10 protein-coding genes and 1 tRNA gene are annotated in these 11885 nt (G+C 63.0%); 5 read left to right on the forward strand and 6 right to left on the reverse strand.

Annotated elements, in window-relative coordinates:
- Window positions 1-43: 43 nt before the first annotated feature.
- Entirely contained in the window at window positions 44-946 is a 903-nt protein-coding gene (gene gcvA / locus JQ573_RS26690) for a transcriptional regulator GcvA (RefSeq protein ID WP_212318710.1), read from the forward strand.
- Between the two features lie 120 nt (window positions 947-1066).
- Here gcvA and JQ573_RS26695 read toward each other — a convergent pair whose 3' ends face one another.
- Window positions 1067-1855, reverse strand: coding sequence for a helix-turn-helix domain-containing protein (locus tag JQ573_RS26695; RefSeq protein WP_249132388.1), 789 nt, complete (start codon window positions 1853-1855; stop codon window positions 1067-1069).
- Window positions 1856-1951: 96 nt separating this feature from the next.
- Here JQ573_RS26695 and JQ573_RS26700 point away from each other — a divergent pair, with 96 nt between their 5' ends.
- The 3 genes from JQ573_RS26700 (at window position 1952) to JQ573_RS26710 (ending at window position 5752) form a co-directional block, all read left to right on the forward strand.
- Window positions 1952-2863 (forward strand): DMT family transporter, encoded by a 912-nt coding sequence (locus tag JQ573_RS26700; RefSeq protein ID WP_212318712.1) that lies wholly within the window; start codon window positions 1952-1954, stop codon window positions 2861-2863.
- A 286-nt stretch (window positions 2864-3149) separates the two neighbouring features.
- Window positions 3150-4979, forward strand: coding sequence for a hypothetical protein (locus JQ573_RS26705; protein ID WP_212318714.1), 1830 nt, complete (start codon window positions 3150-3152; stop codon window positions 4977-4979).
- A 548-nt stretch (window positions 4980-5527) separates the two neighbouring features.
- The gene (locus JQ573_RS26710; RefSeq protein WP_143046613.1) at window positions 5528-5752 is read left to right on the forward strand and encodes a hypothetical protein; all 225 of its coding nucleotides are present in this window, start codon (window positions 5528-5530) and stop codon (window positions 5750-5752) included.
- Window positions 5753-5844: 92 nt separating this feature from the next.
- Here the strand turns inward: JQ573_RS26710 and JQ573_RS26715 are convergent, their stop codons facing one another.
- The 5 genes from JQ573_RS26715 to JQ573_RS26735 all read right to left on the reverse strand — a co-directional run bounded on the left by JQ573_RS26715 (window position 5845) and on the right by JQ573_RS26735 (window position 10613).
- Window positions 5845-6126, reverse strand: coding sequence for a hypothetical protein (locus tag JQ573_RS26715; protein ID WP_212318716.1), 282 nt, complete (start codon window positions 6124-6126; stop codon window positions 5845-5847).
- Between the two features lie 132 nt (window positions 6127-6258).
- The gene (locus JQ573_RS26720; protein WP_312011636.1) at window positions 6259-6831 is read right to left on the reverse strand and encodes a hypothetical protein; all 573 of its coding nucleotides are present in this window, start codon (window positions 6829-6831) and stop codon (window positions 6259-6261) included.
- A gap of 479 nt (window positions 6832-7310) precedes the next feature.
- A complete protein-coding gene (locus tag JQ573_RS26725) occupies window positions 7311-7592 on the reverse strand; it encodes a hypothetical protein (protein ID WP_092114768.1) in 282 nt (93 codons plus the stop codon).
- A 238-nt stretch (window positions 7593-7830) separates the two neighbouring features.
- Window positions 7831-7924 (reverse strand) — tRNA-Ser (locus tag JQ573_RS26730).
- Between the two features lie 250 nt (window positions 7925-8174).
- On the reverse strand, window positions 8175-10613 hold the full coding sequence (locus tag JQ573_RS26735) for a transglycosylase SLT domain-containing protein (RefSeq protein WP_409334707.1): 2439 nt from the start codon (window positions 10611-10613) through the stop codon (window positions 8175-8177).
- Between the two features lie 369 nt (window positions 10614-10982).
- Between JQ573_RS26735 and dapA the strand changes: the two genes are divergently transcribed.
- Window positions 10983-11873: a 4-hydroxy-tetrahydrodipicolinate synthase gene (dapA, locus tag JQ573_RS26740; protein WP_212318720.1), complete on the forward strand. Its 891-nt coding sequence runs from the start codon at window positions 10983-10985 to the stop codon at window positions 11871-11873.
- Window positions 11874-11885 lie beyond the last annotated feature (12 nt).

Consider the following 11885-nt stretch of genomic DNA (forward strand, 5'->3'; position numbering starts at 1 on the left):
CAAACCAGATTTGCTGCGCGACTGAGATTAGAAAATCTAAATCATGGAGAGCAAGCTTCCACCCCTGAACGCGCTCAAGGCGTTCGAGTCCGCCGCCCGCCATCTCTCGGTGAAGCTCGCGGCCGAGGAGCTGTGCGTGACGCCGGGCGCGGTCAGCCAGATGCTCAAGACGCTGGAAGCCCATCTCGGCGTCAAGCTGTTCGAGCGGGTGCCGCGCGGCATCTATCTCACCGACGCCGGGCGCGACTATCTGCCGTCGATCCGCAATGCGTTTCGCCAGATCGGGGAGGCGTCGCGCCGCGTCGCTGCATCGACCGACGTCGGCACGCTGACGGTGAGCGTCACGCCGTTCTTTGCGTCGGCCTGGCTGGTGCCGCGCATGGCGTCGTTTCAGGGCGTGCATCCCGAGATCGATCTTCAGATCGTCACCAGCAACACGCTGGTCGATTTCTCGCGCAGCGGAATCGACGTCGCGGTGCGCCACGGTCTCGGCCGCTATCCGGGGCTGCGCAGCGACCGCGTCGTCACGGTCGAGATGGTGGCGGTCGCCTCGCCGTCGCTGGTTGCGCGTCTCGGGCGGCCGACATCCCCTGGCGAGCTTGCGGGCTGGCCGCAGGTGCATGATGCCGATCGCAAGGGGTGGAGCCTGTGGTTTCAAGCCAACGGCATCGCGGAGGTGCGTCCGCCGCGCGGCCCTTCGTTCGACGACAGCGGTCTCCTCCTCAAAGCCGTGCTGACCGGGCAGGGCGCGGGCCTGCTGCCGGCAGCGATGGTGGCAAACGAGATCGAGAGCGGCGAACTGATCCAGCTGCTGGAGACCGCGCATCTGGAGGAGTTCGCCTACTATCTCGTCTGCCCCGACAATCGGCAGGGGCTTCCGAAGATCGCGGCGTTCAGGGAATGGATATTGGGGCCGGTGGCCCAGTCGGCATATGCGGCGAACTAGTTGTGTCGCCACCGCGGCGGGTCTAGAGCCCCGTTCCGATGGAATCGGAACGGGGCTCTAGATTCTTGCTTTGACGCGTTTTCCTTACGCGAACCGGTATCCACTTCGCTCGAAAACGCTCTATCGATAGAACGCGTTCGGCGGCACGCCAAAATGCTTGCGGAACATCGCGGTGAAGGCGCTCTGGCTGGCATAGCCGGCATCGAGCGCCACATCGACCACCCGCGCGCCGCGCGCGAGGCGTTCCAGCGCGAACAACAGGCGAGCCTGCTGACGCCACTCGCCGAACGTCATGCCGGTTTCCCTGGCGAACAGACGATGGATCGTCTTCGAGGTCAGCTTCAGCCGGCGCGCCCACTGCTCCGCCGTGGCGGCGTCGTCCGGGCGGGCCACCAGCGCCGCGCAGATCCGCGCGAGCCTTTGGTCGCGCGGCATCGGCAGATGCAGCGGCAGCACATCGATTTCGCGCAGCTGGTCGAGCAGCACGCGCATCAGGCGCTCGTCGCTTGTGCCTGGCGCATAATCCAGCGGCACCCCCATCGCGGCGACGAACAATTCGCGCAGCAGCGGCGAGACCGTGAACACGCAGCTGGTCCGCGGCAGATTGGGGGCCGCATCGGCGTCGACGAACACGGTGCGGATCTTGACCGCGCCGCACATCCGGACCTCGTGCGCGAGACCGGCCACCAGCCACACCGCGCGATTGGGCGGCACCACCCAGGTGCCCTCGGCGCAGCGCACGATCATCACGCCTTCGATCGCGTAGAGTAGCTGGCCGCGCGGATGCGCATGCAGGCCGGTCGATGTGCCGCTCGGATAGTCGATCTCCATCGCCGCCATCGGCCGCGCCGTGGCGTGATAATCGAGGTGCCGTGTGATCAGCTCGTCCAACACGTCGTCATCTCGCATGTCCCAATCTCGCTAGGTCGGGTCATCCTAGCGTGAGACGGACTTCGACGCGACAGGTAGTTGCTGGTGTGTCCTTCACCAATGCGCTGCCGGGTCATGCTCAAGAAGAATGCTGCACTTCTCTATCCCTTCGTTGCCATCGTGCTGTGGGCCGGCAACGTCATTGTCTCGCGTCTGTCGGCGCACACGATCGGTCCGCAGGCGATCACCTTCTATCGCCTGCTGGTCGCGGTGCTGCTGATGTCGCCATTCGTGGCGCGCGCCGCCTGGCGCAATCGCCGCGCGATCTGGCCGCATCTCGGGCCGCTCGCGATCCTCGGCTTCCTTGCGATGTGCCTGTTCCAGAGCCTGTCATATCTCGCGGCCGAGACCACCACTGCGACCAATATGGCCGTGTTCACCGCGCTGACGCCGCTACTCACGGTCGCGCTCAGCGCCGCGCTGCTCGGCGAGCAGCCGACGCTTGGCATGGTCTGCGGCGCTCCGCTGTCGTTCGCCGGCCTCGTCTATCTCGTCAGCGGCGGCGAATTGCCGTCGCTGTTGCAGAACGGCGTGCACCCGGGCGATGCACTGATGCTGCTGGCCGCGATCGTCTACGCGCTGTACGGCGTGCTCCTGAAGCGATGGAGTTTGCCGATCACCGGGTGGCAATCCACCTACATGCAGGCGCTGTGCGCGCTGGCCGTGATGTTTCCCGCGTTCCTCGCGACGCCGGCGCCGTTGCGGCAGGTCAACGCCGAGACCTGGCCGTTGATCGTCTATGCCGGCGCGCTGGCCTCGGTGGTGCTGCCGTTCCTCTGGATCCGCGGGGTAGCGCAGCTTGGCCCGAACCGCTGCGCGATATTCATGAACCTGCTGCCGGTGCTGACGGCCGCGGCCGCGATCGTGATGCTGGGCGAGCCGGTCAGACCCTTCCACGTCATCGGCGGCGGCCTCGCGCTGCTTGGCGTCGCCTGCGCGCAGGCTTTTCCGCGGCCGCTGTTGCGGGCGCAGCGTGCTCGAGCATGACGAATCGATCATCCCATCGCTGTGACTTATCGTCACAGTGATGACCGATTCATTTTTCGCTGTGCGGGCGGCGTGACATCGCGCGGGCACAACTCCGGAGCTCCACACGCGAGGAAATGTTTCTAATCTTTTCTGAGTGATGTTCGATCACTGCCGAACCGGTGCGCTTGTAGCTCGCCTGGGTCATGAGCTTCACATCGAGCGCGATCAAACTAAAGGATATCTAGCTTCTCACTTCGAGTCGTGACGGTTTCCTGGTTTCATTGGTAGTTGTCTCGGGCGAATTATGAAAAAGAAGATCGCATTTGCTGCGATTCTGGTTGGCGCAATCGTCCTGGCCCTGTTCGCGCACAAGATCAGGACCGCCGCGAATCTCCTGACGGAGACGCTGCTCTTTAGCGGTCAACGCATGGCTAACATTATCAGCCGCCTGGACGCGCAGGAGCAGATCGCGAACAAGCAAGAGCAGACGGCGAACAGGCAAGAGCAGGCCGCGAGCAAACAGGAGCAGGCCGCGAGCAGGCAGGAGCAGACTGCGAACAAGCAGGAGCAGGCTGCGAGCAGGCAGGAGCTGGCTGCGAGCAAGCAGGAGCAGGCTGCGATTAAGCAGGAGCAGATTGCGATCAAGCAGGACGAGGCAGCAAACAAGCTGGAGCAGACTGCAAGTCAGCTGGAGCAGACCGTCAATAAACTGCGGGCGGATATTGGTGCGGTCATCGACACGCAGAAGCGCGGTCAGCCTGCGCCCGATCTGCAGGGCAACTCGATTCAGGTTTCGCTGCCTAAAAGCCAAGATGGACCGATGACGCCGGTCTCCATGACAAAAATCTCGGCGCGAGAATTTCTGATCGCCAACTATCGGGATGTTTATCTGTTCGACCAGGATCAGCGCACCGCGGTGCCGCTTGAAATCGACGTCGAACTGCCCGTCTGGTATCCTACTGCCGTGTTCTACTCGGCCTTCTACGACAGGGTCTTCATCGCGAACTACGTTGGAGGGGACATTGTCGTCGCCCAGCTTGAGCGAACGAGGGCCGGCGCGAAGCTTCATGTAACCGAGCGCATAGTGGATATCGGTATCAAGGGGGCGGAGGGAGTGGCGATCTCGCGAGGAGGTCGATTCATGGGCGTGGCGGACTACGACGGCAACGTGGTCTCCATGTTCGAACGCGTAGATGACAAATGGATCCTGCGCTGGAAGCGGGATTTGCTGGCCTCTCACGGCATCGCGATGATCGGAGATGAGGTCTTCGCCTCGGGCCAGGGGAGCATTGTCAAGCTGTCGATTGAAACCGGGCAAGAGCTCGCCAGGATTGCAAACATCGGCTCTCAGTCGATTCAATTTGCCACTTGCATCAACGAAGACGAGAGCACCGGCGATCTGATTGGTTCGGATCCAATGTCCGGCGTCGTTTTCACGATGACCAAGAGCCTTCAAGTGAAGGACATCTACGGCGCGAACGGTCCGACCCATGCAAATCTGTCCGCGCCGTTCTGTGCCTATCGGGACAAGGACGCGGTCTATATTCTGTCCACCTACCAGGACAGGCTCATCGCCATCAGCGGAGCTGTGACAACGTCTTTCGAGTTCGGATACCCACGATGGAACTACATCGCGGATCAATCGCGATTTCGATACCCCTCGGTTACGTCGCGCGGATCCGTCCAGTTCGATGCGCCGAGCTATCAGATGTTCGACAAGACTGTGCGGGCTGCCTATGGCGCGCTGGCAGCGAGTGACGGCACGCTGTTGATGATGCCAGCCCGCGGAGACTTGTTTGGCGACGAGTCGACCTTTTACGCGACCGGCATAGCGAGTGACCCAAACTGGCTTGTCATCGTCTCCAATTCATCGCCCAAGGCAGTTCTCTATAACCGCAAGACGGGGGCGCTGGGTGGCGTAACGATCGGCGAATGGGATTGCTGGGCGCAAGCGAGTGAAATCCTGTGTCCATCGCGGCGTTATTCAATCGGCGAACTTTCTGCTGCCGCGGACATGTTGGATCGAGAGGAAGAGGCCAGGATGGCGGGAGGCTGGATCGGCAGCGCGATCCCGCTCCTGAAGTACTGGGCAGAATGGGCATCAACGCGTCGCTCGGCAGAGGTGCGCCCCTAGACATCGGCGGGCTCACGTTGCGTGATAACGCGCAGGCTCTACATCGGCGATCTCGCGATTTTGATCACATGTGAAAGGCCGCGGCAGAATAGAACGCCGCGATCGGCGGTCACTTGTTCGGTGAAACGGAGTGATCGCCATGCGTGTTGCCTTGGTCTTGACGTTGCCTCTTGTGATCCTGTGGAGTGCGGTTGCCGACGCGGCCACTGCGCATCACCGGCGCGTGCGACAGCACCTCATCTTCCGTCCGAGCGAAGAGGTGGTCGTACCTGGCGGGTACAGATATCCCGGCTTCGGGCCGATCCCGCCGGGCGAGAACCGAAATCTCGATCCATCCACGCGAGGTAGCGGCTGACGTCGGTCAGCGCCGCAGCTCCATCACGTCGATCACGTTGCCCGCGCCGGCGTATCGGTGGCGAGGATGATCGTTCCAGGGCTGCTCCGGCGTACCCGAGTGACCCGCCTCACATCACTCCCGGAGCCCATCTGGGAGTGTTTCGGCCAGGGCGATGCAATGGTGCGTCGGCCCAATTGTGGAGGAGGGTGTCATGCGTTCAATTTCACTGAGCTTTGTTGTCGCAACTGCGATTGCTCTGTTCACGTTCGGTCAGGCGGCTTCTGCCGCTCCCATCGGAGCAGTCGTGAAGGCATGCGACAGAACCGCAGGCTGCAACTATACCCTGAACAAGGCTGGAGACCTGACGGGCTGCTCCTCGAAAGCCTGCTTCTACTGCCCCAACGACGGCAAGCGGCAGTGCTTCGGGGTGCAGTGAGGTGGCAGGGGCCTGCTTCTCGCGGGCCCCGTTGCTTGGTGAGAACGGAGGATGCCTCTTCCATCGAACAAGAGGTTGGTCGAAGGAGCGAGCTATGCAGCGTCGGTGACCAACTTGTGCTGAGATCGCTCAGTGACACGCTTTTCAAGCATGGCGATGGTTCCCTTGAGATTGTCGTACCGCTCATTGAGCGACCTTGCCAGGGTCGGATACCTTGCGTCCGATGGGTCATAGATTCCCGCGCGCGCTTCTTCGGTCGCGATGTCGGCTTCGATCTGCTGGCAGGCCAGGACAAGATCGGACAGCATCTTCGCAACCGTCGACTCTCGTCCGGTGCTTTCGCGAGCTGTCTCAAAACGATGATGCATGTTCATGTGCGTGCTCCGAATGTCCGAGTTCGGTACACCGGGAACAGCTGGCGCCGAACTATTCACGGACGCATCGCAAGTCGCCTGCCAGGAGCGGTCCGTAAGAATACGGTCGGGGCGTAAGTCTGATGGGTCTCGCTATTCTCGGCGCCAAGCCGGAATGCAAGCGGTTAGCGTGACGCGCCTGTAGTCTCGAGCGGCGTTCTGATCTCCGGATTCTTCCGCAAACCTGACCGCTGCCTCCATGTCCTGAGAGGCAGACGCGCTATCGCAGAATAGGCTGTGAATTTCAGCCCGGTATCGATATGCCCTGTAGTTCATCGGGTTGTACTGAAGCGCCATGGTGTAGTTGCTTTGCTCCTCAGTGGCGCCTCGGCGCGCTTCATCCGATTGACTGTCGATGTTGGCCAGGCGATTGAGCGCCTGGAGTGTTCCGAGCTCCGTATACCGTTGAGACATCGCGCCGAAACTTGCAGGAAGTGCTTCGGCCGAAGCAGCAGGCTGCTGCGCCGCGCTCTGCGCGCGTTCAATTTCGATCTTCTTGTATTTGATGGCGTTGTCGTAGTCCCGCAGGCTTTGGAAGGTGCTCGATATTTCGCTGTTGATCGGCGCAATATAGGCAGTCGACAGTCGTCGATCGCTCAGCAGGTTGAGGCATGCCTGTATCTTTGCCTGCGCGGGCAAGACATCGCGACATTCCTTGTCAACCACACGACGCGCGTCCCGCGAATGCACTGTTGGCGGCGTCTGAGCAGCAGGCAGGACAATCGCCAGTGCTAAGCAGAGCGCTAACCTGAGACCGCGACTCGGGCCATCCATCTTATGTCTTCGCCTTCAGCCCGATCTCGACCAGCGGATACTTCGTGCGGGCTTCATGATTATTTGATGCCAAATAATCAAGCCGAGGGGAAGCTGCGACTTCCACCGCGGCTCTAACCCTCATCCGGCTCCGTGGCTACGCCAGCCGCCACAATCACCTCAAGCCTCAAGGCTCGTTTATCGATCGCGTAGCCGCTGACGCATTTCATTGATGGACCCAAAGGTGAGGCCGTTCGTGACTGGGATCGACCGAACGGTCTCAGCCGGCCCGCGGTACCAAAATGGAAGAGTGGGCCGGCTGTCGAGCTACGGTGTCACCGGATAGATGGTTTCGCCAGCCAATTGACGTCGCGACCATTCGAGGCCGCTTGCTATGAGCGCGCAGGGTCGGTTTGACGACAGGTCGTCAAGACAAACGCTGCCTTGCTACATTGCCAATCGCTGCCAAGTGCAGCGCTCGAGACGGGCCGTGGGGCTGCAGCGATCGCCAGCACAACAACCATGCAGGCCAGCGAAGTTGCGATGACGAGCCTGCCGGCTTTGGATGAGAAACGCTGCCGTAACCAGGGAGCCAAATCGGCGGATCGGCGAAGCTGGGCGTTACGCAAAACCTGGTCGATATCCTGGAATTGAATGCCACTGTCCTGCTGCATGGCTTTGCTCCGGAAATATTCAGGTGATGAAAAACTGAGGGGATGCTGCGCGCGGTTTGTTTCGCGCTCGCTTCAACGCACCGGAAATGGTGTTTCATTCACGCGGAGGTGACTGCCGGTTCGAGCCAGGGAGGCTCTGGCGGCTAGCGAACCATGGAACGAAGTTGGGTCGGATATCAGCGGCACCCGATCGGCAGCCGCTACACGGGCCGTCCTGGTCAAGATCCGAAAGGTTGGCTGGCGGAGACGGAGGGATTCGAACCCTCGATAGGCCTTTACAAGCCTATAACGGTTTAGCAAACCGCCGCCTTCAGCCACTCGGCCACGTCTCCAATGGCGCCGATATGCCCGAGAGGGCGCTAAGCCGCAAGCGGCAGATTCAGTTTGCGGCAAGGTGATTTGGTGGCAGCTGCGCCGCCGGCGGCCCGGGAGCGGGCACTGAGCCTTTATATTGCGCCCCGATTTGGACGCGGCGGCTCGGGTGAATGCAAGAAATGTAAGCTATAACAATAGATTAGATCGAGGTTTGGGCGGGGCCGACAGCCGCCCGTTGCAAGGCTGTTGAAAACCGGCTGCGCCGGCTCATTCCACGCTGGCGCCGCGGCGCAGGTCGGCGTCGATCTGCAATCTGGTGCCGCCGCCGAAGCGGGCGCGGTAGACCTGCAGGTTCTCCATGATCCGCTGGACGTAGTTCCGCGTCTCCGAGAACGGAATCAGCTCGACCCAATCGACCGCATCGACCTTGGGATCGCGCGGGTCTCCATAACGCTCGATCCACTTCTTCACGCTGCCGCGGCCGGCATTGTAGGCGGCGAAGGTCAGGATGTAGGAGCCGCGATAGTCCTCGAGCAGGCCGCCGAGCTCGGCCGCGCCGAGCATCGCGTTGTAGACCGGGTCGGTCTTCATCCGGTTGAGGTCGAAGCCGATGCCGGCGCGCTTGCAGACGTAGCGTCCGGCGTCCGGCGTCACCTGCATCAGGCCGTAGGCCTGGGCCGGCGACACCACCGCCGGATTGAACGCGCTCTCCTGGCGCGCAATCGCGTAGACGACGCTCTGCTCGACCTCCGGTCCGACCTGGCGGAACGATGGAATGCCGTTCACCGGGTAGGCGTAGTGGTCGAACGGCAGTCCGCGATTGAGCGCCGCCTTGCCCATCAGCAGCATGCCGCGGGCATCGCCATGGCGCGCGGTGAGCTCGCCGAGGCCGGCCAGCGCTTCCGGATCGCCATTGTCGCCCATGTCGCCGAAGATCGGGATCGCGAGCTCGCGCGCGTCGATCTCGTAGAGCAGTCCGACCGCGCGCACGATTTCCAGCCGATCGGCGCCACGGCCGCGCGGCGCGCTGTTCAATTCGATCTGCGGCAGGCCGAGCTTGGCGCGCGCGAGCTGGCCGTAGTAGCTGGTCGACTGCTCGGCTGCGCGTGCGTAGGCGGCGCGCGCTTCCTGGCTGCGGCCGGCGGCCTCCGCGGCGCGGCCTTGCCAATAACCGGCACGCGCCAGCGCGGTCGGGTTGGCGCTGCCGACGCCGATCCGCGCGAAATGCTGGGCGGCGAGGGCGGGGTCGTTGAGAAAGCGCAGCGCGATCCAGCCCGAGGTGAATTCCTGCTCGGTCTTGTAGATGTCGCGGGCGGGCAGCGCCGCGTCGCGCGCGATCAGATAGGCGGTGCGAAACTCGTTGACGTCGATCATCTTGCGCGCCAGCAGGCGGCGCTCGACCCACCATTCGTCGACGTTGAAGAGCCGCGCGGCGTCCTTCGGCGCGCTCAGCATCAGCTGCGCGGCTTCGGTGAACTTCTCCTCGCGGCGGAGCAGCTGGATCTTGGCGAACAAATAGCCGGTATCGCCGGAGAGTTCGCGCGGTACCTCTTCGAGCAGCGCGCGCAGGTTCGAGCCCTTGCGGTTGGCCGCGATGCGCGCCTTGGCGAGCGCCAGATAACCGGAGCCGAGACGTCTGGCCGCGCGGATGCCGGCGGCCTCGTTGTCGGTGCCGTAGAGCATGGTGTCCATGCGCGCCTTGTGGTCGCCTGCGGTCAGGAACGAGCCGAACAGATCGAGCGCGGTGGTTTCGGTGTCCTCGCTCATCGGGTCGTTGCGCCAGGCTTCGCGCACCAGGCGCTCGGCATTGCCGCGGTCGCCGCGTCCGATCATCACCTTGGCGAGCGCGAGCCGGCCCTTGGCCGAAACCGGCGATTCATTCTGGAACCAGGCCCACACCGCGGAGTCGTCGCGATGGTCGTCCCATAGCGATGCCTCGATGCGGCGGCGCAGGAAGGTCTGCGAGGGCCAGCTCGGATTGGCGTCAAGGAAGGCGCGGTAGCGCTCGACCGAGGCGCCATTGTCCTCGCTGCGCAGGATCAGCCATTCGGCAAGCTTGCGCGCCACCGGATCGGAGATCGAGGCCTCGGCCTCGGTGGCGTCCGCCGGCTTGCGCTTGCGCAGCAGCTCGACGACGCTCGCAAGCGCCTCCTTGTCGGACTGCGACGTCGACGACGTCGCGGCCACGGCTGCAGGCAGCACCGGCTTGCGCACGATCGGCGCGGCATGCTGGCGGGTCGCCGGAACGAGCGCGGGGGCGGCGGCGCGGACGGGCACCGGCTTGTTCGGCAGACTTCCTGTCGCAGCCGGAGCAGCGGGCTTCGACGCAGTGGTCTTCGTCGTAGTGGTCTTGGACGTGCTGCTCTTTGACGCGGCGGCCTTCGAAGCGTCGGTCTTGGAAGGCGCGGCCTTGGCGCCGTCGGTCTTCGCCGCGCCGGACTTCGAAGAGGTCGTCTTGGCAGCCTCCGTCTTGGCAGCGCTGGTCTTGGCTTCGCTGCTCTTGGCGGCGCCTGGCTTTGAAGCGTGCGCCTTCGAGGTGCCGGCCTTGGAAGCGTCGGTCTTGGAAGCGTCGGTCTTGGAAGCTCCCTTGGAAGCCGCATTCTTCGAGGCAGCTGTCTTGGAAGCTGCATCCTGGGCAGCCGGCCTCGCGGCTGGAACATCCTCGGCGGCCCATGCATCGGCCGTGACGGCGGCAAGGCCAACGATGAGCGCCAGGCTCGTCGCCAGCGCCGTCGATCGCAATGTGCCTGCGCGGGCGGAACGGATCACAGAAGTCCTCTGCGGCCCCGAATCATCTGGTCGGTTGGGCCATGGGTTCTTATTTGATTGAAAACGTAGACAAAATACTAAGAAGCCTGCCGGTGCGGCTGTTTGCGCCAGCACAACGGCGAAATCGCGGCTGGAACTGCCTGGGAATAGGTTCGGTACGGCCCTTTCGCCTGCCGGTCAGACCCGATATGAATTGCCTTTCATGGCGTTTCGCATCAACCGGGTGCCGGTTGCACGGACGTGAAGCACGACAATAACAAGGGTCCGTCGACCTAGCCTTTAGCCTGAAGCGTTTGGAGGAAGTCCATGGCAGCCAAGACAAAATTCCGGGGATCATTCACTGCCTTGGTGACGCCCTTCAAAAACGGCTCGGTGGATGAGGCGGCATTCCGCAGCCTCGTGAACTGGCAGATCGCCGAGGGCACGCACGGCCTGGTGCCGGTCGGCACCACAGGCGAGAGCCCGACGCTGAGCCATGACGAGCACAAGCGCGTGGTCGAGTGGTGCATCGAGGAGGCCAAGGGCCGGGTGCCCGTGATCGCCGGCGCCGGCTCGAATTCGACCAAGGAGGCGATCGAGCTCGCCGAGCACGCGGAGAAGGCCGGTGCCAATGCGGTGCTGGTGGTGACGCCGTACTACAACAAGCCGACCCAGGAAGGCATGTACCAGCACTTTAAGGCGATCAACGATGCGATCGGCATTCCGATCATCATCTACAACATCCCGCCGCGCTCGGTGATCGACATGTCCGTGGACACCATGGCACGGCTGTTCGAGCTGAAGAACATCGCCGGCGTCAAGGACGCGACCGCGAGCATGGTGCGGGTGTCGCAGCAGCGCGCCGCGATGGGCGAGGACTTCAATCAACTGTCGGGCGAGGACGCGACCATCATCGGCTACATGGCGCATGGCGGCCATGGCTGCATCTCGGTGACCTCGAACGTCGCGCCGCGGCTGTGCTCGGAGTTCCAGACCGCCTGGCAGAAGGGCGATGTCACGACCGCGCTGAAGATCCACGACAAGCTGATGCCGCTGCACACCAACCTGTTCATCGAGAGCAATCCGGCGCCGGTGAAGTATGCGATGTCGCTGCTCGGCAAGCTGGACGAGAAGCTGCGCCTGCCGATGGTGCCGGTCTCTGAATCGACCCGCCAGGCCGTCCGCAGCGCCATGGTGCATGCAGGCCTGATCAACTGAGCCAGGCCGGTG

It is taken from the genome of Bradyrhizobium sp. AUGA SZCCT0105 (genome assembly GCF_018129565.1).
GTDB lineage: Bacteria > Pseudomonadota > Alphaproteobacteria > Rhizobiales > Xanthobacteraceae > Bradyrhizobium.